Here is a 21,359-nt window from a genome sequence, read left to right on the forward strand (position 1 = left end):
TAAATCTGTGGCTGTGGACACCACTGCCCCTGATGCAACCACAACAACGGTGACGGTAGAGACTGTTGCTGGTGATGATAATAAAGTTGATACAACAGAAGCTAAAGCTCCGAACCAAACCGTAACAGGTAAAGTAACCGGTGAATTTACAGCGGGTGATGCGGTTGTAGTTAAAGTCGGTACTGAGGAGATTGGCAACGGCACTGTTGATGCGAATGGTAACTTCAGTATTGTGGTTCCAACGGCGAAATTGGTGAATGCAGCCGATAAGAAAGTGACGGCAACGATCACTGCGACAGATGAAGCAGGTAATACCGGTGAAGTGGTGTCTGCTGAGAAACCATATACGGTTGATGTGGAACGCACCGCCCCAACCGTCACCATCGGTACGCAAGTAGATAAACCTTATGGCGAGGATGTGGAATACATCACGAAAGCGGAGATTACAACTTCTGGAAGCGGTGAAAGTGCGGTCGAAAAAGTGAGTGTTTCTGTGTCGATCCCTAATGATGCGAAAGCAGGGGATACTCTGACATTGACGACAAACACCGATGCGGCTCCGATTACTTATACGGTTCAATCCGGGGATATTGGGAAGACCATTACACAATCCGTGACAGCACCGGCAGATGGTGCGGAACTCACAGTGTCGGCAACCATTACAGCGGTAGATGATACAACTGCGGTGAGTGCGCCAGGAGAGGCGAAAGCAACCCGTGATACATCGGCGAACATTGAAGTGACAATCGGTGGACCGGATTACTTTGAAGAACATCCGGATAGTGAAGAACATGGCTCTTACGTCCAAGTTATTGTTTCCCCAGATAAGAAAACGATGACTGCTCATGACGGTGAGGTTATTCAGGATATGGAGACAACGCTTTATTCGGGAGAAGTGAATAAGGATGGAAACGTTCGCGTTACCTTTAAATTACCTTCTGATGCTAAAGCGGGTGATACTCTAACCTATAAAGTAGAATCAGGTGGAGAACGGGATGCTGAATATACTGACGATGGACTTGTTCTTCGTGACATTACTTCTCCGCATACTTATACGCCGCCAGCGGTGGTGAGAGAATTGACTGACACGGATATTCAGGCAGGAAAAGTGGAGGTGTATGTTCCGGCTCCGACTAAGGAAAAACAAATCATTGATGTAACGGCGAGTTTAACGGATAAACTTGGTAACAAAGGTGAAGATATTCAATCTTCCTATAGAATCCGTACTCCGATAAATGGTGGTAATGCTGAACTTGAAGGAGATCCGGCAATACTTGAATTAAGTGTTAATGCGAACACTAAAACAGAGGTCAATGGCAAAGAACTTGCCACGGCTTATGAAGGTGTGGCGGATAGTAAGCTCACTTATACCGTGAATTTAAATAAAGCGGCACAGAAAGATTATAAAGTCGCGATTAAGCTCTCAGGAGATGGCATTACGACAGATGAATATGCTGTGGACGGTACAAATGCTCAATGGTATCCAAACGGTATAACGACAACAAATGGTGCTGATATCAACCAGGATGGTTCAATTGTTGTCGTGACAATACCAAAAGGCGAAAGCTCTGCAAGTTTCATATTAACGCCAAAAGAAGATGGTGCGACAGAAGGCACTGAGGTTGTTAAGGCTGAAGTTGTATCCGCATTTAACTTTGGTGCCGCGGAAGGAAAAACCGGTGGAAACGGTAATTTCTATACGCTGGGTGATAAAGTCGTAGCAGAAGGTGCAATTGCGGAAGTCGACAATACACCGCCGACGGTGAGTATTGCTGTTGAAGGTAATATCACGGAAGACGTGCTTTATCCGGCAACGGAAGAAGACATCAACCCGAATACCGTATTAACTTACACAGTGAGCATCGCAAAAGCGAGATCGGTCGATACCGTAGTGAAAGTAGCCTTAACCGGTAAAGCGACGGCGGAGGATTATACTGTTCGTGTCTATGGTCAAGAAGTGACCGGTACTGATTACACCACTACAGTGGATGGAGAAACCATCAGCGGTAAACAAATCGAAGTTACGATTCCGGCAGGACAAACTTCAGCGAACTTTACCGTCGATCCGATTCGTGAAGAAAGTGGAGCGGATTATAACTTTGAAGGACCGGAAACCGTTGTCGGCACCGTTTTAGCAGATGATGCTAGTTACGCGATAGCCTCTCAAGGTAATAACCAAGGCAGTTACTCGGTTGGCTTGATTTTAGATTCCAACCCGGTTGCTTTACCACACTTAAATGGTGATATGTCATTGGCTTACGGTATCTCTTCTTCTTGGTTTATTCAAAACCCAACGGCAAATCTTGCGAAAACAGTGAGTACCGAAGCGGGTAAAGTGGCAAGAAGTGGGATAGCCACCGCGGATACCGGTGATGCGATCATCATGACGGACAGAGTTGATAAACTTTATATTGGCTACCATTCAAATGGCGCTGCCTCAACTTCAGAGGGCAATTTTGCGATTTCTCAGGATTCAGGTGCCGCAAGAGCTCAAACAGACGGTAGTAATGGTTATATAGCAACTATTGATATGGGCAAAGGCGATGACATACTTCAAATTCGTGGTAGACAACATGGTATTGGAGGAGTTGGTAACACTAGAATTTACTTGGGAGAAGGAAATGATCTACTAATTATCGGTGATAGATCGGGTGGAAACTCGTCAGTAGAAGATAACGGACGTATTTTTGCAGAAGCCGGTGATGACACCATCAATATTGGTTCGCATTTATATAATCATCTTTATGCCGGAAGTGGTGGTGACACTATTACTATTGGAGGGCATGCAACAGGCTTGATTGACCTAGGTAGTGGTCGAAATATGCCGGCAGAGTATTTGAGTACTTATCAAGATGGTTCAGGACGTAGCCTTGGTAATGACAATAATACTGACTTAGCAACGGATGTTAATAAATTAATCATCAAAGGGGCTGGTTTGGCAAATGGATCTGGTCATGGCTCTAAGATTTACGGTGGTGAAGGTCGCGATGAAGTGACTTTCGAAAGTGGTTCGTATGTAGGAGATATGGATCTCGGCAATGGTGATAACATTGTTACCATCAAAAATGGATATAGTCTGGGTATTGCACTTGATGGCGGTACAATTACTACAGGAACAGGCAATGATCAGATCACTATTGATGGTAATGTTGTTGGTAACAGTAAAATTGAAACCGGTGGAGGCAACGACAGCGTAACAGTTGGCGGAAACTTTAATGGTACATTCAATGGTGGGGCTGGCGATGATACTCTCAATGTGCGTGGAAACTTCAGTGGTACTTATGATGGTGGTGCCGACAGCGATACCCTTGAGGTAAATGGCAACTTCACCGGCACATTCAATGGCGGAGCCGGAACGGATACCTTAGATGTAGGTAACAACTTCAGCGGTACATTTAATGGAGAAGCCGGAAATGACACCCTTAATGTGCGTGGCAACTTCACCGGAACCTTTAACGGCGGAGAAGGCGATGACCTCATTAAGGTAGAAGGCACAACCATTAACGGCACAATTGACGGTGGAGCAGGTAAGGATACCATCCTGGTGACTGGAGCGGGAGCGACCCTAAACTTCAGTAACATCATGAATGTAGAGACTATCGACCTCAGTGGAGAGGGTGCGCAAACCTTATCAGAAGTTTGGGCAGAACAAGTGGCGAAATCGCCGGCAGCCTCTATCTACGTGAAAGGAACTGATGCGGATACCGTTAACCTTGGTATGCAAAGCGGTGATACGGACCTACGTGATAAGTTAATTTGGGGTAGCCGTACACCGTGGACGAAAGGAGATACTGTTGAACATGAAGGTGCCAACTATGTGACCTACTCATATTCACGCGGAGATGTGAGTGCGACTATGTATATCCAAGAAAATGTAAATGTTATCTAGTTTTTATTAGGTAATTTTAAATTGGTCAAAATCCCCCTTAATGAAAATTCGGGGGGATTTTTTAGTGCGGTCAATTTTATCGGTATTTTGCAAACATTATGTCGCCGTTGCTACCGGTAAATAAAAATCCGATTTGTGCATTTACTATTCAATACACGAATGTAATTCATATTTTCTTTACAAATAAAAAATAAATTCTATGAAATGTTTTTAGTTTGTAAATTTTTGTAAATATGCTTGTTATGTTGTGAATTTTTATTAAAATTCTAACCCGAATTGAGTAGGTGTGCTGACCGGTTTTTGCAGGTTTTGACCTGTGATGAAATAATGAATGACGATGAAAGAATGAGAGCCTAGTGTCTTGATATTGCACGTAATTTGTTTTCTGTCTTCTTGATAGGTGCGAATTGGTTTATTACGAATAAATGTTGCAAAAATGTTGGATTAATAGGTGCTTATTTAGCATAGTCTTTATTTTTATGTCGTTTTGATTCGTGGGAATAGTGACGGATTAAAATGATATCGTTAGTAATGTTAAATGGTAGGTTTGCCGGAAATTCAAGTTTTTTGCTACTCGTTGGTAAAAAAGTGCGGTGAAAAATTTGAATGTTTTTAACCTGTCTTACCTGTTTGAATTTAGCACATTATTTTAATTTCTTTTTAAGGATTTTTTATGACAATTATCTATTCAAGTGATGTGGTTGATCCCTCACAAATTGCCCGAGTGACGTTAACGATTGAGAAGAACGTTATTCCCGGTACTCGATTAATTATTCATCCGTATTATGGTGGGACGGGTGCAGGTGATTTAGGCAATGAAGGTACGCCTATTAACTATCGAGTGAAAAAAGAAGATTTAGGCAACAAACTGGTGTTTGGTGTGCCGGCACCGGTTCCCGGAGAGAAAATCTCAATCACTTATGATGTGAGCACTCCGCTAGGTTATAAGCAGGATGGGATTTACATTGATACGATTGCCCGAGCGGATAAAACGAAACAGCCGGGTTCAATTGTAATTGGTAACGGTGATAATCTTTTAACACCTGAAGAAATTGATGCGGAAGGTAAAGTGACTGTAACGGTGACTTTGCCTAAAGGGCTTTCAACCAGAGATTCATTAGTTGTTGAAAGCAATCAGGGTGAAGGTAAAGCGATACGGTTACCGAAAGAAGCGCTTGAAAAAGGTCAAATTGAAATCAAAGTAGATGCGCCGGAAGGTGGTGAAAATAGTGAATTGTTGGTTTCTGCCTATATTGTGGACAGATACGGTAATGGTTCTGAAGTGAAAGAGAGCGTTTATCTGTTAGATGTCAGAGATCCGGAAGCGACCGTAGAATTAAATAATATTACTGCGGACAATGTGATTAATGCACAAGAAGCACAAGATAAAATTACGATTAGCGGTAAAGTAAAAGGGGATTTCAAAGAAGGCGATCAAGTGCGTATTTTCTTTGATGAAAACACTTATGCCACCCGCTATGTGGATGCCGAGGGGAATTTCTCTGCGGATGTTGATGCTCACTATTTCCTTAATGATGCGGATAAAACCATTAAAGCGGTACTTACTACCCATAAAAATGATAAAGCCTTTACCTTTGAAGGTGAAAAAGTGTATGCGGTGGATACCACTGCACCAAATGCAGATAGCACACAATTGACATTAGACAACATCACTGCCGATAACATTATCAATGCGCAAGAAGCGCAAGGTACGATTAAGATTTCCGGTCAAGTGCGTGGTGAGTTTAACCTCTATGATCAAGTGCGCATTTTCATTGATGAAAACACTTATTACACCCGTTATGTGGATGAAAATGGTCGTTTCTCAGCGGATGTGCCGGCACATCAGTTAGTGAATGATGCTGATAAAACCATTTATGCGGTATTAACCACGACCGATGCGGCAGGTAACACCGGAACCATCCGTGCAGAGAAACAATATGCGGTGGATACCACGGCACCAAGTGCGGATAGCGCGAAAGTCACTTTCGACAATATCACTGCCGATAATATCATCAATGGCGTGGAAGCAAAACAAGCAACCATCACTGTTTCAGGACAAGTAAGCGGTGAATTTAACGCAGGTGATCAAGTGCGTATTTTTGTTGATGAAAATACTTACTACACCCGTTATGTGGATGAAAATGGTCGTTTCTCAGTGGATGTTAAAGCATCTGAATTAGTCAATGATGCGGATAAAACCCTTTATGCCGTGTTAACCACAACTGATGCGGCAGGCAATACCGGTACCATTCGTGGTGAAAAACAATATGGTGTTGATACCACCGTTGATGCGCAAGTACATATTAATCCGATTGACAATGTGAATCGATACGGTAACTATACGATTTCAGGTAAAGTAACCGGGGAATTTAATCCGGGCGATCAAGTTCGTATTTTCTTAGATGAGAATACTTACTATACCCGCCAAGTGGATGTAGAAGGGAAATTTAGCGTAGCTGTTCCGGGTAGCCTGTTAGTTAAAGATGCAGATAAAATTGTGTCAGCCGTATTAACGACAACGGATGCGGTAGGCAACAGTGCAGAAATTTCAAATGCGGTGAAATTTACTGTGGCAACCGTAAAACCGGGTTATTTCCATAGCCGAATTGATGGATCCTCTTCATCATTGAATCTTCTTGATCTTGCTAAAAAAGGTAAAACAGGTCCATCAAATCTAACAAAAGAAGAGGCGGAGAAATTTGTTTATAACAAACCAATTGATACCGTAAAACCGGTTGAACCAACAAAACCAGTTGAGCCAGTAAAACCAGTTGAGCCAGTAAAACCGGTTGAACCAGTAAAACCAGTTGAGCCGGTAAAACCTGTAGAACCAACAAAACCGGTTGAGCCAACAAAACCGGTTGAGCCGATTAAACCGGTTGCACCTCAAGGTGAAACGATTGAATTACGTGCATTAAATGGTGATTTAGGTCTTTACTATGGTGTGAGCAAATCAGGTTCTAAGAATGGTTCTGCCGATGTGAGCTTTACCGTACCGAAAGGCGTTGATGCTTACACAACAACAGATGGTGATGATAAAGTCTTTATCGGCTATCGTGCGAACGGTCAAGAATTCTTACCGGGACAAGCCGGAAGTTTCTCTAACTGGGCGGATAGTAATACCGCATATGGCACGAAGACGGATGGTAATAAGAGCATTTCTACTTTAGATACCGGTGCAGGTGATGACTATGTTCGCATCCGTGGCGATGAAAACCAACAAACCCGTGTTTATCTCGGTGAAGGTAACGACCAACTTGATATTCGCTTAAAAGTGACTTCTGCGGTGAGTACAGCCGGGGCATCAAGAGATAAAAACCAAGCCATCTCTGCGATCTTTGGTGAGGCTGGTGATGATGTGATCAATATTGGTGGTAGTATCCATAATTCTATCATTTCCGGTGGTAGCGGAAGCGATAAGATCAATATTGGCTTTGGTGAGTTGGGTGGCGGTAGCTTGGTTGGTAGCACTATTATTGATTTAGGTAGCGGTAAACCAATGCCGGCAATTTATTTGAATACTTACCAAGATGGCACCGGTCGTAGCCTTGGCAACGATAATAATGTGGATAGCGCATCAGATGTGAACCATTTACGTATTGCGGTGAATGTGGATCCGGGTGCTCAAATTTACGGTGGTAACGGTAAAGATATCGTTGAAATTGGCGGTCGCTTTAACGGTAAGATGGAATTGGGTGCAGGTGATGACTCTGTGACCTATGTTGCAGGTACCGGTAAAATCAACGGTGGTGCAGGTCACGATACCGTGAAGATCACAGGTAATAATGTTGTCTTAAAATTAAGCGACTTTACTGAGGTAGAAACGATTGATATTTCAGGTTCAGGTCGCAATACGTTACGTGTCGATTCAGAGGCTGCACGCAAAGACGGTACAACCGTATTTATTAAAGGTGACTTTAACGACAAAGTTGACTTTGGTAACATCAGTAACAACCGTAATTTGAGAGAAGGTAGCAAAGGCCGTTGGTTTAAAGTCGGCTCTACAGTAAAAGATGGTGTTCAATATGACGGTTATGAATTTAACGGTCAAGACGATACCCTCGTTTACGTTCAAGCAAATATTCAAGTTGTATAATGAATACGGCTTCTTAATGTAAAGAATCCCCTATCTTGTATGAGGTAGGGGATTAAACATTATTGATAAGGCTTGTTTTCAATTGAAAAAAAGCAAGAAAAGAGTAAGATGTGGCTCTTTTATTTTAAGAATAAACGGATGTAAATTTGCCCTCGTTTTCTATCGTGTTATATTCAACGGGCAGGAATTTAAAATCCGCTGAAATTGAGTAACTTGAACGAAAAATCTGAAAGGAATGTTATGAAATATTTACCTTTTTCTAAATATTCATTGGCACTTGCCGGTGCGTTCGTTTTATTTTCGCCAAACTTATTCGCGAAAACAACGCTAAACGATATTTTGCAATATGCCTTTGTGGCGGATCCGACTTTAGATGAGGCAAAAGCGAATATTGCCATGGCGGCAAGTCAAACCAAAGTTTCTGAGGCCGGGCATTTGCCGGTGGTGTCATTAACGGGAACATCGGTACTAAGCCAACAGCATCGCTACACAAGTGAACGCCGGTCAGGTCCCGGTGTGGCGGCGAGAGTGAACCTTTATGCGTGGGGCGGCATTGAGGCGGAAATTGAGCGTGATAAACATCGTGAAACTTATTATCAGCACACCTTGACCGAAACGCAGGAAACTATGGGGTTAGAAATTTCTCAGCTATATTTGACCGCACTTCGGGCGAAAGAAACCATTGCGGTGTATAAAGAAAGTTTGAATTGGCACGAGAAAACATTAAAAGATCTAGGGGTTGTCGCTACATATGATGAGGGGCGTTACTCGGAAGTCAATGAAGCGCTTTCCCGTAAGAATCAGGTTGAAACCACTATTCTAATGCAGGAACGTATTATGCAATCCGCATTAAACCGTTTAAGTCGATACAATGGCGGAAAAATCTTGAATGCGAAAGATTTGGTTGATCCTTTCAAAAATATCAACGTCAAAACCTTCATTAGCCGCTATAAAAATGCGGATATCACACAAAATCCGAGTTATTTGGCACAACAAGCGGAATTTAACAGCTCAAAAGCCGCAGTGAAGGCAGCAAAAGCCCGACGTTTACCGGCGATCAATTTGGAAAGTACGGCAAGTCGCCATGAGCATGAAGTGTATGTCAATATGTCATGGGATATTTATAATCCGGCAACCAAATATGAAGAGCAACAACGTTATTATTCACAAAAAGCGGCAGAGGCAAAACTGCGTGAAATTGAGCTTTCCGTACAGGAAAGATCTTTAACTTCTGAAACGGATATGGTGAGAAACCAACGATTGGCAGAAGTCGCGCGCAAGCAAATCGCTTTGCAGCGTAAAGTGGTTGAGGATAATGAGCTGCAATTTGATGTTGCGGCACGGAGTTTGATTGATTTGTTAAACTCTTATCAAGAACTTTCACGGGTACAGCTTGATGAAGTGAACGCCCGCAATGATTTTCGTGATGCGGCGATGTCTTATTTAGCCTCTCAATCCCGTATTGCAAGTTGGGTGGGAGCGGAGAAAGCCCCTACAAAATTTAAGTAGAAATAAAAAAGAATATAAGTTGTATGAAATCAATTATTGAACATTTGGCATTGGTGACCCAGTTACATGGTACGCCTATTGCCCAAGAAGCATTAACGGCGCAGGTTAATCGGGATCAGCGTTTGGATGTGAATTTACCTTCTTTAAGGGAAGTGTTGAAATCCTATGGTTTTGAAAATTCTATTTCAAAACGTGCATTGACGGATATTCCGAGTCTTGCCACACCGGTTCTCGCGATTTTAAAAGACGAAGAAGCCTTGGTGATCACGAAAATTGAAGGGGCGGGGGTAAACCGTCGCTTTCATATTCGTCAGACCGATAATGTGAAACGGGTTTTAGACTATAAAGAATTAAGCGAAATTTATTTGGGCTATTGCTGGTTTATTAAACCTAAAGTGACTTCCGATATTCGTTCCGAATTACCGGAATATCATTTGCCAAAATCTTGGTTTTGGAAAGTGATTTGGCGATTTAAGGCATACTACGGACAAGTTATTTTAGCCACTTTTATCATCAATTTTTTAGCACTGGTTAGCTCGCTTTATGTGATGAACGTATATGATCGCGTGATTCCGAATAAAACTTATGAAACCCTTTGGGCGTTGAGTATCGGTGTTATTTTAGCGATTAGTTTTGAGTTTGCCGCCAAAATGATTCGGGGACATTTAACGGATATTGCCGGTAAAAAAGCGGATCTGATAATTAGCTCGGCATTATTTAGACGGGTTATGGCATTGAGACTTATTGATAAGCCGGTCTCTTCTGGCTCTTATGCGAATAATTTACGTGATTTTGAATCTGTCCGTGAATTTATGACCAGTGCGAGTTTATTGGTGTTGGTGGATTTACCCTTCCTCTTTTTATTCGTTTTCGTTATCTATTTGGTTGGAGGAAAACTGGCAATTGTTCCCTTAATTATTATTCCAACAGTTATTTTAGTCGGAATAACCGTGCAACCTAAATTAGCGGCAAGAATTAATGAATCTATGCGTGAATCCTCGCAACGTCAAGGGTTAATTGTTGAGGCGTTAGACGGTATTGAAACATTAAAAGCCAATAATGCGACCAATTGGGTGCAGCAACGTTGGGATATGTACACGGCAAAAACCTCGGCATCACAGATTAAAGTGAAAGATTTGAGTAACTTTGTGGTGAATTTTTCTGTCGGGTTACAGCAATTAAATACGGTATTTTTGGTGCTTTTAGGGACTTATCTTATTCATAGTGAGGATGAAGCCAGCCGTATCACGATGGGGGCATTGATCGCTTCTGTGATTTTATCCGGTCGTGCATTAGCACCACTTGCGCAAATTGCCGGTTTGGCAACACGTTTTCAACAAGCACGTTTAGCATTGAAAGGCGTGGATGAGATTGTAAACCGCCCAATTGAGCGGGTTCCCGATCGTAAATACATTACTTTGAAACAAACGCAAGGCAAAATCACCTTTAATAATGTGAACTTTCAATATAACAAAGAAACGCCAAATGCTTTGTCGAAGTTGTCGGTGACGATTAATCCGGGAGAAAAAGTGGCGATTTTGGGGCGTATCGGGAGTGGTAAGAGTACATTATTAAAACTCGCAGCGGGCTTATACGAACCTCAGGCAGGGAATGTTACCCTTGATAATGTAGATTTACGCCAAATTGATCCAAACTATCTGCGTAATCAAGTGGCTCTGTTCGGTCAATCTCCCCGCCTTTTCTTAGGCACATTGCGTGAAAATTTAGATATTGCCAGAGCGGATAATTTTGCCGGTGATGTGGAATTAGTGAATGCCTTGTATCGTTTTGGTTTGGAAAACTTGGTGAACAGTCACCCAAGAGGATTGGATATGCCATTGGGAGAAAACGGACAGGGTTTATCCGGTGGTCAAAAACAATTGGTGGCACTTGCCCGTTTAACCATTAAAGATCCGAGAGTTGTGTTGTTGGATGAGCCGACGAGCGATCTTGATCAAGGCACGGAAGAAATGGTGTTACAGGCATTAGCCCGTTGGATGGGAAATCGTACTATGATTATGGTGACCCATCGTCCTCAAGTATTGAAATTGGTTAATCGTATTATTGTGATGGAAAACGGCAAAGTGGCGATTGACGGACCACGAGATGCAGTGTTGGAACATTTAAGAAAAAATGAGCAAAAACAGGCTCAGCAACCGGTACAAAAAAACCAACAGCCACCACAAGCACAACAGCCGGCAGCCGATAAGCCTGAAGGAGCAGAATAGTGAGTGAGAAAATAAAACAATCGGATTTAGCATTAATTAATGATTTGAATGCCGCATTACAGGTTGAAAAACACCATGGTATTTTTTCGGTCATTATTCTCTTTTTTATCTTCCTCGTCACTTTTGTGGTATGGGCATATTTTAGTCCGCTTGAAGAAGTGACACGCGGGCAGGGTAGCGTGATTCCGAGTAGCCGTGAGCAAATTGTGCAGAGTCTGGATCCCGGGATTATTCAAGAAATGAAAGTGAAAGAAGGGGATATTGTTGAAAAAGGGCAGGTTTTATTGACCCTTGACGATACCCGTAGTTCGGCAATATTGCGTGAAAGTGAGGCGAAAGTGCAAAACTTACGGGCTGTCGTTGCCCGCTTACAGGCTGAATCCGCAGATACGCCTCTTGAATTTGCCGATGATATTCCTGAGGATGTCATTGCACGGGAAACCGCTGCTTATAATGCTCGCCGTAAAGCGATGGTTGATGCGGTATCGGGGCTAACACAAAGTAAAGCACTTTTGGATCAAGAAATCGCCATCACTCAGCCAATGGTGAAAAAAGGTGTGGTTTCACAGGTGGAATTACTCCGTATGCGACGACAATCTTCCGATTTTGCCCAACAAATTGCCGAACGCCGTAACCGCTATTCGGCAGACGCCAATAATGAGTTGGTACAGGCTGAATCCGAGCTTGCCCAAGCCCGGGAAAATATGGCAATGCGTGCCGACCCGGTAGAACGCTCGCAAATCAAAGCGCCTTTACGCGGTGTGGTGAAAAATATCCGTATTAATACGGTCGGAGGTGTAGTACAGGCAGGGCAGGATATTCTTGAAATTGTCCCTTTAGACGATACTTTGCTGGTACAGGCTTATATCAGCCCGAAAGATGTGGCATTTATTCGCCCGGGGCAACCGGCATTAGTGAAAATCAGTGCCTATGACTATGCCATTTATGGCGGTCTTGAAGGGAAAGTGACCTTAATCAGCCCGGATACCTTGCAAGATGAACGCCGCCGTAGTGAATTAAACTTAAATGCCGATCAAGCCTATTATCGAATTTTGGTGGAAACACAGGGGACGTCAATTACCGATAGTAAAGGTCAAAAATTGGATATTACTCCGGGGATGACGGCAACGGTGGATATTAAAACCGGTGAAAAAACCATTTTCCAATATCTCATCAAACCTATCACCCGTATGAAGCAGGCATTACAAGAGCGTTGATGTAGGAAAAACGTAGAACGTTGGTTTAGAAAAGAAAAAAGTGCGGTTAAAAAATCTCTCAGATTTTTAACCGCATTTTTTATTCATTTCTTTAAATCATTTGGGAAATTTTCTATTTTTCCCTTCCTGCTATTCATTTACCAAATTCACCGCACCTTCATAGCCTAACTGCCGCCAAGCCTCATACACGGTAACTGCCACCGCATTGGATAAATTCATACTGCGGCTGTTGGCGGTCATAGGAATTCGGATTTTTTGTTCCATAGGGAGGGTATCTAAAATCGACATCGGGATACCTCGGGTTTCGGGGCCGAACATTAAGTAATCCCCCTGTTCAAAAGTCACTTGACTATGGGCGGGTAAACCTTTAGTGGTGAGAGCAAATAACCGTTTTGGTTTTTCGCTTTCCAAGAATGCCGCAAAGGTTTTATGGCGTTTGATATGGGCAAATTCATGGTAGTCTAACCCCGAACGGCGAAGGCGTTTGTCATCCCAAGTAAAGCCTAAGGGTTCAATTAAATGAAGACGAAAACCGGTGTTGGCACAAAGGCGAATAATATTACCGGTGTTTTGCGGAATTTCCGGCTCGTATAACACAATATCTAACATAATTTCTCTCAATTTTGATATAAACGATAGCTCACCATTCCGGTGGTTTTTTCTTTTAACAATGTCCAATTTTCAGGCGTGTTGAGCAACATTCCTTTTTCCGTTTCCACATAAATGAGAGCATTGGGATACAGCCAGTTATTTTCAACAAGTAGACGGATAGCCTGTTCCGCCAAACCAAAATGAAAAGGCGGGTCAAGAAACACCACATCAAAGTGCGGTTGATTTTGCCCTTGTTTTAAAAAATCCAAACAACTTTGATTGAATACCTGAGCTTGTTTTTCCGTGCATTTTAAGGTTTGCAGGTTTTTTTTCAGCTGATGAGCAACAGTGCTGTCTTTTTCTAAAAAGGTCACTTTTTCGGCTTGGCGGGAAAGGGCTTCAATCCCCAGTGAACCGCTGCCGGCAAAACCGTCTAAACATTTTGCCTTGTGAATGTAGGGCATTAACCAATTGAATAAGGTTTCTTTAACACGATCGCCTGTGGGGCGTAGCCCTTCGGCATTTAGCACGGGTAACTTTCGTCCACGCCAAAGCCCGGCGATAATACGCACTTCACCTTTTGGTGATTGTCCTTGGGATTTTTTCATAAAGAAGCGGATTTTTAGTGAAAATTCTGCTTAGTTTAGACGATTTTTTGCTAGAATGAACCACATTTTTATCGGATAGCACAGAAGAGAAGCATTTATGGCGGAAGAAAAGAAAAAAGGCGGATTTTGGTCATCATTATTTGGGCGTAATAAAAAACAAGAAACCCCGCCAATTGAACCTATCATTGACGAAGAAAAAACAGAAGAAACGACAGTCGAAACCGAAGTGATTCCCCCTTCTGTTGAAAAACTGGCAGAACCCTCTGATGAGCAGGAAAGTGCGGTCGATTTTGAGCCTGTTTTCACTGAAAAAACACAACAAGATGAGGGGGAACAAGCGGAAAGAGAAGAAAAAATCGCAGAAATTTTAACCGCACTTGAGCCATCTGAGAACATTATTGAACCTGAAAATGTGAAAGAAAATAGCACGGTTGAAGGGGACGAGATTGATGTTGATATTGTTGAAGAAGTGAAACAGGAATTTCACCCTGAAATGCAATCGGAAAGTGTTTCTGAAGGCGGGGATGAAACATTATCAGAAGCGCCGAGTGAAATTCGCGAAAAACCAAGTGAAGGTGGTTTTTTTAGTCGTTTAGTAAAAGGATTGCTCAAAACCAAACAAAACATCGGTGCGGGTTTTCGCCACTTTTTCTTAGGCAAAAAAATTGATGATGAATTGTTTGAGGAGTTGGAAGAGCAGCTTCTCATAGCGGATATTGGCGTGCCGACCACCACGAAAATCATTAAAAATCTAACGGAACACGCAAGCCGTAAGCAATTGCAAGATGCCGAATTGTTGTATCAACAGTTAAAAGTAGAAATGGCGGCAATTCTTGAACCTGTGGCTCAACCTTTAGTTATTGATAGCACGAAAAAACCTTATGTGATTTTAATGGTCGGGGTGAACGGTGTGGGGAAAACCACCACCATTGGTAAACTTGCCCGTAAATTCCAAGAGGAAGGAAAATCCGTGATGTTGGCGGCAGGTGATACCTTCCGTGCAGCGGCGGTGGAACAGTTGCAGGTATGGGGCGAGCGAAATCATATTCCGGTGGTGGCTCAAAGTACGGGCGCAGATTCCGCTTCTGTGATTTTTGATGCAATGCAATCTGCTGCGGCTCGCAATATTGATATTTTAATTGCTGATACCGCAGGGCGTTTACAAAACAAAAATAATTTAATGGACGAGTTGAAAAAAATCGTTCGCGTGATGAAAAAATATGATGAAACCGCCCCTCATGAAATTATGCTCACGCTTGATGCGGGAACGGGGCAAAATGCCATCAGCCAAGCAAAATTATTTAATGAAGCGGTGGGGTTAACCGGGATTACTCTCACAAAATTGGATGGCACAGCAAAAGGCGGGGTAATTTTCGCCATTGCCGATCAGTTTAACTTACCGATTCGCTATATTGGTGTCGGCGAAAAAATTGAAGATTTACGCGAGTTTAATGCCCAAGAATTCATTGACGCATTATTTATCCACGAAGAAGAATAAGGACAGATCGTGATTAAATTCTCTAATGTATCCAAAGCCTACCATGGAGCAACCCAACCGGCGTTGCAGGGGCTGAATTTTCATTTGCCGGTAGGGAGTATGACTTACCTTGTAGGGCATTCCGGTGCGGGAAAAAGTACCTTGCTCAAATTGATTATGGGCATGGAAAAAGCCAATGCAGGGCAAATTTGGTTTAATGGCCACGACATTACCCGCCTGTCAAAATATGAGATTCCTTTTTTGCGTCGCCAAATAGGCATGGTTCACCAAGACTATCGTTTATTGACGGATCGCACCGTGGCAGAAAATGTGGCATTACCGCTGATTATTGCCGGTATGAATCCGAAAGATGCCCACTCTCGTGCTATGGCATCGCTTGATCGTGTAGGGCTTCGCAACAAGGCACATTATTTGCCGCCACAAATTTCCGGTGGGGAACAGCAACGGGTCGATATTGCTCGTGCGATTGTGCATAAACCACAACTTTTATTAGCGGATGAACCGACGGGAAATCTTGATGATGAACTATCTTTAGGGATTTTTAATCTCTTTGAAGAGTTCAATCGTTTGGGAATGACCGTATTAATCGCCACCCACGACATTAATTTAATTCAACAAAAACCAAAACCTTGTTTAGTGCTTGAACAAGGCTATTTACGTTATTAAGGAAAAACCATGAGCCGATCAACCGATGCTTCTTTTTTTGTGAAAACGGCTTACACCTTACGTGCGGTGTGGGCGGATTTGTGGCAACGCAAATTCGGTACGTTGCTCACGATTTTGGTTATTGCCGTATCACTCACTATTCCGACCGTCAGCTATTTAATGTGGAAAAATTTACATTTAGCCACCACGCAATTTTATCCGGAAAGCGAGCTCACCATTTATTTACACAAAAATTTGACGGAAGAAGATGCGAATTTAGTGGTGGAAAAGATTCGTCAGCAGGAAGGCGTTGACTCCCTCAATTATGTGTCTCGCCAAGAAAGCTTAAAGGAATTTAAAAGCTGGTCAGGGTTTGGTGAGGAATTGGATATTCTTGATGATAACCCACTGCCGGCAGTGGTGATGGTGAAACCAACCAAAGAATTTAATGCTTCAGAAAAACGTGAAACATTGCGTACCAATCTCGATAAAATCAAAGGTGTGCAAGAAGTCCGGTTAGATAATGATTGGATGGAAAAATTGACCGCACTTTCATGGCTGGTGGCACATGTAGCGATTTTTTGCACTGTATTAATGGCAATCGCCGTTTTCTTAGTGATCGGCAACAGTATTCGTTCCGATGTGTATAGTAGCCGGGCAGACATTGATGTGATGAAATTACTTGGTGCAACCGATCATTTTATTCTTCGTCCTTACCTTTGCACCGGTATGATTTATGCCCTATTGGGTGGTTTGGTTGCCGCTATTTTTAGTAGTATGATCATTGGCTATTTCACCTCTGCAGTGAAGTATGTCACCGATATTTTCGCCGTACAATTCGCCTTAAACGGTTTATCTATCGGAGAATTGATTTTTCTCTTAGTCAGCTGTTTGATGATGGGCTATGTTGGCGCTTGGATCGCCGCAAAAAGACACATTGCCTTGATTGATAACCGAGTTTAGGTGTTGATTGAAAAGTGCGGTTGTTTTCCATTGTTTGTGTTTTGATTTTGAAACAATGTGGAAAATAACCGCACTTTTGTATTAATGGGACAGCATTTTTTTCCATTCTATCAAGGTCTTTTCAAAGGAATCCGATGAAAACAAAGCACTACCGGATACAACCCAATCGATCTCATATTTTTTCAAATGTGAAGCCAATTCAAATGTCATTGAGCCATCAATAGAGATGAGTTTTTCCTGTCGTGAGTCATTAAGTTGGTTAAATAATAGGGTTAATCTTTCGGTTATTTGATCAAAATTAGCTTTTTCCCCTGTTCTTGGATCCAATGTTAAGATTTGGATTAAATCAATATTCGGTAAATAGGGATAAAGTAATTCTAAAGGTGTATTAGGACAAATAGCCAAGCCACATAATATCGTTTTTTGCGTTTTTAACCATTGTAATGTGTTGTCCAGATCAACAATATTTTCAACTTGTAAGGTCATAATATCCGCACCGGCGGCGACACATTTTTTAGCAACGTTAAATTGATCTTTTACCATTAAATGCACATCTTTTATAAATGTGCTAGGAAACTACTGTATCGCCATACTTCCCACAGTGAAAAAAGGGGAAAATTGCCCGTCAGCAATATCAAAATGCAGGAGTCGGAGTTGGTTTTGGCTTAATACGTTGAGTGTTTTTGAAAATTTAAGCCAATCGGACGCCAATATTCCCACACTGATTGGCTGTGATTTTAACGCTGAAATCAACCGCACTTTTTCTGCGTTCATGCTTCAATTTCCTCAGGAAAAACCCATTCAAAGATTTTTTTGCTTCGGTGTGTCGTCATTAATGGCTCAAGTTCTTTCACACAACGTTGGTAATGTTCCGTTTTTCTGTGTTCTGCCAATGCTTGTTCATTTTCATAAACTTCATAAGCATAGAAGCGGGTTCGAATTTCCGGGTCACGTAAGACATCAAAGCGTAAGTTACCTTTTTCTTGGCGTGTTCCGAGATGGTTGCGTTCAAATACATCAAGAAATTCTTGTTCTTTACCTTCTTTTATATTAATTTCAACGAGCATAGCAAACATAATTTCTCCTTAGTTTCAGTGGAATAACATTCCTCCGTTGTAGCAAGGGAGGAATGTTGAGTGATTAACAGTGATGGTTTTTTTCGTGTAGATATAATTGGTATGCCTGTTCAGCATTTTCGCCACCATGAACAATCGCATTAACGGCTTTTAACATCGCGATTGGTGCATCTGATTGGAAAATATTGCGCCCCATATCTACACCGGCTGCGCCTTGGTCAATCGCTTTATAGCACATTTCTAAGGCTTCATTTTCCGGGAGTTTTTTGCCACCGGCAATCACAATCGGCACCGGACAACCGGCGGTAACACGCTCAAATCCTTTATCAACATAGTAAGTTTTAATAATATGAGCGCCCATTTCTGCTGCAATACGGGTTGCGAGTGAGAAATAACGTTGATCACGCGCCATATCTTTACCTACACCGGTTACTGCCATAATAGGCATTCCGTAGCGGGTGCCTTGATCCACCAACTGAATAATGTTTTTAATAGACTGGTGTTCATATTGAGAGCCAATATAAACTTGTGCAGCCATAGCAGAAACGTTTAATCGAAGCGCATCTTCAACGGATACGGCAACGGCCTCATTGGAGAGTTCCGTTAAAATCGAATTTGCACCGGAAGCCCGCAACGCAACGGGTTTACGAACGCTAGGGGGCACAACACTGCGTAAAATACCTCGTGTACACATTAATACATCGGTGTATTCAAATAACGGTGCAATGTTTAAATCAATGCGTTCAAGCCCGGTTGTAGGGCCTTGGAAATAGCCGTGATCAAAGGCTAACATAATTGTTTTGCCTGTTTTTGGATTAAAAATATTGGCTAAGCGGGATTGCATTCCCCAATCCAGCGCGCCTGAGCCTTTTAAATAAAACGCTTGATGAGTTTGTGGTTTGTCCAAACCAAAATCTTTACCGTCTCGAATATCATCTAAATCTGCCATTGTTATGCTCCTTAATTAGAAATTGTACTGATCAATATTGTCTTTAGTGAAGACAACACGTTGTGGTAATAGCACAATGCCGTTACCTTTTGCTTCGTATTCGTAACCCTGAACTTTATTTGGCGATACTTCAATTGTGCCAATACCTTCAACTTCTACTTTATCACCGACATTAAGCGGTTTGCCTTTCAGTAAATCGTTTGCTACGGCAATGGAAATTTTTCCTTGTTGCACGACATCCCAAAGACCAAACTGTTTAACCGTGCCTCGTTTTACATAAGGTCGCATCACGTTAGGAGTACTAAAACCAACGATAGCAACATGATTTACTTTGAGGTTTTCAGCGGCTTGTGCGGCGGCCGGTAATGCATTGGCATCTGGTGCAATAATGGCATCTAAGTCCGGATAAGCTTTTAAAATACCCTCTGCGGTTTGAAGTGATTTAATCGCATCGTTGTAACCGAATTGAGTGGTGACAATTTCCCATTCCGGATGATTTTTAGCGATTTTTGCTTTCGCTTCTTTTACCCATTGATTTTGATCAGTGACCGTTGGACTGGAATAAAAGAAGGCAACTTTGGCGTTAGGTTTGGTTATTTGGCTTGATGCCATCTCAACAAGCATAGAACCTAATTGTTCCGGTGTTCCTTGGTTAATATAGTGGCTACGGCATTCCGGTTTAGTGTCTGAATCCCAAGTCAATACTTTTACACCTCGTTTCATCGCTCGTTGTAATGTAGAGCATAAGCCATCAGGTGAAACCGCCGAAACTACAATGGCTTTATAACCTTGATTGACGAAGTTATTAATTAATTGTACTTGATTGGAAACACTCGGTTCCGTAGGACCGTCATAGGTAACATCCACCCCAAGGGTTTTTCCTATTTCAGTTGCACCTTGCCCACCGCTAGTGAAGAAGCCGACGCCGACTAATTTGGGGATAAAGGCGATGCGATCTGCTGCTTGTGCGGCAGTCGTCACAGATAAACCGAGCAATATGGAAAGTGCGGTCATTTTCATACGAGTTTTCATAACAAGTTCTCCTCTTAAGGTTGAGTGTTTAACGACTAATCTACGACTGCTTGATGTTTGGCTTTTCGGCGTATCCATTGCATCATTGCACCGTAGTGCAAGCTAACGGATTTGCCGATTAATACGATAATCAGTAAGGCACCGGATAAGGCGCTTGAAATCTCATTTGGAATCCCGATCATTTGTAAACCTTGTTGTAAATAACCGATTAATAGGGCAGCGATAGCGGTACCGATAATTGAGCCTGAGCCACCATAAATATTGGCGCCACCCAATACAACGGCGGTCAGCACCGGCATTAATAATGAGCTGCCTAAATCTGAACGGGCGGAACCAAAATAGGACACTAATAGCAGTGCGACAAAAGCGGCAACAAGTCCGATAAATGCGTAAATGAGAAAAAGTGTTTTTTGAATCGGAACTGCACTGTAACGAGAGGTTCGTTCACTCTGACCAATTAGAAAAATGCTTCTTCCAATTTTGGTTTTGTGCATAAGTAGCCAGAAAACAAACGTCATTAATATGAAGTAAAGAATAGGAGTGGGAATACCTAATAAGGTTTGATTGGCAAATTCTAATAGTGATTCAGGGAATCCACCGATACCTTCATAACCGGTTGCTCCGGCGAAACCGGATAGGAGCAATGCGCCACCGCCAAAAAGATACATGGTGCCTAGCGTGATCACCAAGGGATTAACTTTTGTATAAAGAATAAGTCCGGCATTAATAAGCCCACACAGTAGCCCCACAACAAAGGTTGCCGGGATAGCAAGGCTAAGCGGCATATCCAATTTAAATAACACGCCTAATGTTATGGAGCATAAGCCAACCGTTGAACCGAAAGAAATGTCCATTCCCCCACTGATAATAATCATTGTTAACGGAAGTGCCAGCATACCAATATAGATGAAATCACTTGTACTATATAAGAGTACGTTGAGATCAAGCATTAAGGGATTGAATAGACCGAATCCAAGAATTTCAAGTATTAATAGCAGTAGCAATGTCAATTCCCAAGCATGTTTTTTTATCGTCAACATCATCTTTCTCCTTTA

The 21,359-nt window shown here is 42.3% G+C and carries 13 protein-coding genes and 2 pseudogenes; 8 read left to right on the forward strand and 7 right to left on the reverse strand.

From position 1 onward, the window contains the following. The 5 genes and pseudogenes from BKK52_RS13480 to BKK52_RS01590 all read left to right on the forward strand — a co-directional run. A pseudogene (locus BKK52_RS13480) lies at window positions 1-3,889 on the forward strand (calcium-binding protein); the annotation flags it as partial. Between the two features lie 673 nt (window positions 3,890-4,562). Then, a complete protein-coding gene (locus BKK52_RS01575) occupies window positions 4,563-7,988 on the forward strand; it encodes an Ig-like domain-containing protein (protein ID WP_077421495.1) in 3,426 nt (1,141 codons plus the stop codon). A gap of 240 nt (window positions 7,989-8,228) precedes the next feature. Continuing rightward, window positions 8,229-9,497 carry a TolC family protein gene (locus BKK52_RS01580; protein WP_077421494.1) on the forward strand — a complete coding sequence of 423 codons (1,269 nt, stop codon included), beginning with the start codon at window positions 8,229-8,231 and terminating at the stop codon, window positions 9,495-9,497. Between the two features lie 23 nt (window positions 9,498-9,520). Beyond that, the gene (locus BKK52_RS01585; protein ID WP_077421493.1) at window positions 9,521-11,725 is read left to right on the forward strand and encodes a type I secretion system permease/ATPase; all 2,205 of its coding nucleotides are present in this window, start codon (window positions 9,521-9,523) and stop codon (window positions 11,723-11,725) included. After that, window positions 11,725-12,942, forward strand: a complete 1,218-nt coding sequence (locus BKK52_RS01590; protein WP_207551806.1) for an HlyD family type I secretion periplasmic adaptor subunit — start codon at window positions 11,725-11,727, stop codon at window positions 12,940-12,942. The genes BKK52_RS01585 and BKK52_RS01590 overlap by 1 nt, the downstream gene beginning before the upstream one ends. Before the next feature lie 129 nt (window positions 12,943-13,071). Here BKK52_RS01590 and trmL read toward each other — a convergent pair whose 3' ends face one another. Both trmL and rsmD read right to left on the reverse strand, forming a co-directional pair. Beyond that, window positions 13,072-13,551, reverse strand: coding sequence for a tRNA (uridine(34)/cytosine(34)/5-carboxymethylaminomethyluridine(34)-2'-O)-methyltransferase TrmL (gene trmL / locus BKK52_RS01595; protein ID WP_077477688.1), 480 nt, complete (start codon window positions 13,549-13,551; stop codon window positions 13,072-13,074). Between the two features lie 8 nt (window positions 13,552-13,559). After that, entirely contained in the window at window positions 13,560-14,141 is a 582-nt protein-coding gene (gene rsmD / locus BKK52_RS01600; RefSeq protein ID WP_077421490.1) for a 16S rRNA (guanine(966)-N(2))-methyltransferase RsmD, read from the reverse strand. Between the two features lie 97 nt (window positions 14,142-14,238). On the opposite strand from rsmD, the gene ftsY reads away from it, so the two are divergent. The 3 genes from ftsY to ftsX are packed head-to-tail and all read left to right on the forward strand — an operon-like array spanning window position 14,239 to window position 17,247. Beyond that, window positions 14,239-15,639 carry a signal recognition particle-docking protein FtsY gene (ftsY, locus tag BKK52_RS01605; protein WP_077477689.1) on the forward strand — a complete coding sequence of 467 codons (1,401 nt, stop codon included), beginning with the start codon at window positions 14,239-14,241 and terminating at the stop codon, window positions 15,637-15,639. Window positions 15,640-15,648: 9 nt separating this feature from the next. Then, entirely contained in the window at window positions 15,649-16,305 is a 657-nt protein-coding gene (ftsE, locus tag BKK52_RS01610; protein WP_077436036.1) for a cell division ATP-binding protein FtsE, read from the forward strand. A gap of 9 nt (window positions 16,306-16,314) precedes the next feature. Next, the gene (gene ftsX, locus BKK52_RS01615; RefSeq protein ID WP_077477691.1) at window positions 16,315-17,247 is read left to right on the forward strand and encodes a permease-like cell division protein FtsX; all 933 of its coding nucleotides are present in this window, start codon (window positions 16,315-16,317) and stop codon (window positions 17,245-17,247) included. An 81-nt stretch (window positions 17,248-17,328) separates the two neighbouring features. Here the strand turns inward: ftsX and BKK52_RS01620 are convergent. The 5 genes and pseudogenes from BKK52_RS01620 to lsrD form a co-directional block, all read right to left on the reverse strand. Beyond that, window positions 17,329-18,021, reverse strand: a pseudogene (locus tag BKK52_RS01620) (ribulose phosphate epimerase). Beyond that, window positions 18,018-18,323, reverse strand: coding sequence for a (4S)-4-hydroxy-5-phosphonooxypentane-2,3-dione isomerase (gene lsrG, locus BKK52_RS01625; protein WP_077473790.1), 306 nt, complete (start codon window positions 18,321-18,323; stop codon window positions 18,018-18,020). The pseudogene BKK52_RS01620 and the gene lsrG overlap by 4 nt, the downstream one beginning before the upstream one ends. A gap of 64 nt (window positions 18,324-18,387) precedes the next feature. Then, window positions 18,388-19,272 carry a 3-hydroxy-5-phosphonooxypentane-2,4-dione thiolase gene (lsrF, locus tag BKK52_RS01630; protein ID WP_077473789.1) on the reverse strand — a complete coding sequence of 295 codons (885 nt, stop codon included), beginning with the start codon at window positions 19,270-19,272 and terminating at the stop codon, window positions 18,388-18,390. Window positions 19,273-19,287: 15 nt separating this feature from the next. After that, window positions 19,288-20,304 carry an autoinducer 2 ABC transporter substrate-binding protein LsrB gene (lsrB, locus tag BKK52_RS01635; RefSeq protein ID WP_077477693.1) on the reverse strand — a complete coding sequence of 339 codons (1,017 nt, stop codon included), beginning with the start codon at window positions 20,302-20,304 and terminating at the stop codon, window positions 19,288-19,290. A gap of 35 nt (window positions 20,305-20,339) precedes the next feature. Continuing rightward, window positions 20,340-21,344, reverse strand: coding sequence for an autoinducer 2 ABC transporter permease LsrD (gene lsrD / locus BKK52_RS01640; protein WP_077473788.1), 1,005 nt, complete (start codon window positions 21,342-21,344; stop codon window positions 20,340-20,342). Window positions 21,345-21,359: the final 15 nt, after the last annotated feature.

The organism is Rodentibacter trehalosifermentans (assembly GCF_002000545.1).
Classification (GTDB): Bacteria; Pseudomonadota; Gammaproteobacteria; order Enterobacterales; family Pasteurellaceae; genus Rodentibacter; species Rodentibacter trehalosifermentans.

Coding starts and splice junctions, on each gene's coding strand:
- BKK52_RS01575 (WP_077421495.1), top strand. CDS start 4,563: ATGACAATTATCTATTCAAGTGATGTGGTTGATCCCTCACAAATTGCC.
- BKK52_RS01580 (WP_077421494.1), top strand. CDS start 8,229: ATGAAATATTTACCTTTTTCTAAATATTCATTGGCACTTGCCGGTGCG.
- BKK52_RS01585 (WP_077421493.1), top strand. CDS start 9,521: ATGAAATCAATTATTGAACATTTGGCATTGGTGACCCAGTTACATGGT.
- trmL (WP_077477688.1), bottom strand. CDS start 13,551: ATGTTAGATATTGTGTTATACGAGCCGGAAATTCCGCAAAACACCGGT.
- rsmD (WP_077421490.1), bottom strand. CDS start 14,141: ATGAAAAAATCCCAAGGACAATCACCAAAAGGTGAAGTGCGTATTATC.
- ftsY (WP_077477689.1), top strand. CDS start 14,239: ATGGCGGAAGAAAAGAAAAAAGGCGGATTTTGGTCATCATTATTTGGG.
- ftsX (WP_077477691.1), top strand. CDS start 16,315: ATGAGCCGATCAACCGATGCTTCTTTTTTTGTGAAAACGGCTTACACC.
- lsrG (WP_077473790.1), bottom strand. CDS start 18,323: ATGTTTGCTATGCTCGTTGAAATTAATATAAAAGAAGGTAAAGAACAA.
- lsrF (WP_077473789.1), bottom strand. CDS start 19,272: ATGGCAGATTTAGATGATATTCGAGACGGTAAAGATTTTGGTTTGGAC.
- lsrB (WP_077477693.1), bottom strand. CDS start 20,304: ATGAAAACTCGTATGAAAATGACCGCACTTTCCATATTGCTCGGTTTA.
- lsrD (WP_077473788.1), bottom strand. CDS start 21,344: ATGTTGACGATAAAAAAACATGCTTGGGAATTGACATTGCTACTGCTA.